The sequence below is a fragment of the Candidatus Obscuribacterales bacterium genome, from assembly GCA_036703605.1.
Lineage (GTDB): Bacteria > Cyanobacteriota > Cyanobacteriia > RECH01 > RECH01 > RECH01.
Window position 1 is genome coordinate 1 of the sequence record DATNRH010000439.1, and the last position, 1380, is coordinate 1380.

The following is a 1380-nucleotide window of genomic DNA, read 5'->3' on the forward strand; positions in this document are numbered from 1 at the left end:
AGAGCCGCGACTAAACTCATTTGGGTTTGTAGATTACCTGGCTCTCGTTCTAGAGTCTCACGATAGCGCACCATAGCCTGTTGCCTGGTCTGTTGTCCTCCTGTTAAAAGCCGAAAGAACTCTCGCAGATCTAGGTTCCAGAGAGACAGGGGTGTGGAGGTCGTCAAACCTAAGAAGGCAGAAATCTGATCAGCGGTTTTTTGTTTGCCCTTGCGTCCTGAGCTGTAGTAGGTCGTGATGGGCAGGCGATCGCCATTCTTAAGACCCAAAGCTACTCGATAGGTTGTGCTCCCCTTACTGCTGCGTGAGGTTTCTAGATGAACCGTCTGAATATGATGGAGGGGATGCTCGATGGTTTTACTCCCCCATAATCCACGACGGGTGAGTTTAAAGGACTGCCCAAGTTTGTCAAACTCACAGGTCACAACTTTACCCAGTAGGCAGGCAACAGCCAAGCCGGAGCCGCTAAATATCAACGTGAAGAGATAGCCTAGCCATCGACTATCTTGCTGAATGACGAGCTGGGATTGATTGGTATCGTTTAAGAATGTATCAATTTGGCGGGCTAAGCGTTCTTTTTCTGCATAGCCAGAGCTGGAGTGGCCTGTTAAGGGGCGATCGCCCTCTGAGGTGAGGAGGACAACGCGGTAAGTCGAACTGCCATCGCTGCGGCTTTCTTGTACCTCTACCCCTTGGAATTGATCTAAAAGAATGACGTGGCGATCGTCGTTGACAAGACTAGACCGGCTTAACTCACAACTTGGCGGTTGTTCAGTACGGCGACATTCGAGGGTTGCAACTTCAGCAATCAGAAGCCCCGGTAAAAGGCCAAACAGCATGAATGCTCCCCCAAAGAACCAAAGGCTCCAAGGACGTAGCTGTAAGACGAGGTGCTGGGTAGAAGATGTTAAGACACGCATGGTAGTTCGTTTCCAACAGAGACGGTTTCAGCATGATGCACCCAGCCAATCTCCTCAACCTTCAACAATAAAGAGGCCTCAAGCAGTCATGCCTGAAGCCTCTTCCATCAGATATTCAAACCCAAACCTAGATGACGGTGAACAAAAAGCCTACGACCATAAGTCAGGCTTTATCCGCAGTACATCTTGAGCTAGGTTAGAGCTTAGTAGCGACCGCGAGAGAAGTTGTTGTTGCGACGTCCACCGCCAGCGCCGCCACGGTCTTCACGAGGCTTAGCTTTGTTTACCTTAAGGTCGCGTCCCATCCATTCTGCGCCGTCTAGGGCGTCGATGGCAGCGCTTTCTTCAGATTCTGCGCTCATTTCAACAAATCCAAAACCACGCATCCGTCCGGTTTCACGATCAGTAGGTAGTTGAACCCGCTTCACGGAACCATACTCTGCAAAAATGGATGTTAGGT

At 50.3% G+C, this 1380-nt stretch carries 2 protein-coding genes; both read right to left on the reverse strand.

Features of this window, described 5'->3' with window-relative positions; genetic code table 11:
• Positions 1–920 (reverse strand): hypothetical protein (locus V6D20_09215; GenBank protein ID HEY9815957.1); only part of this gene is annotated, 920 nt, incomplete at its 3' end.
• A gap of 203 nt (positions 921–1123) precedes the next feature.
• The coding region (locus tag V6D20_09220) for an RNA-binding protein (GenBank protein ID HEY9815958.1) at positions 1124–1380 on the reverse strand (257 nt) is incomplete at its 5' end.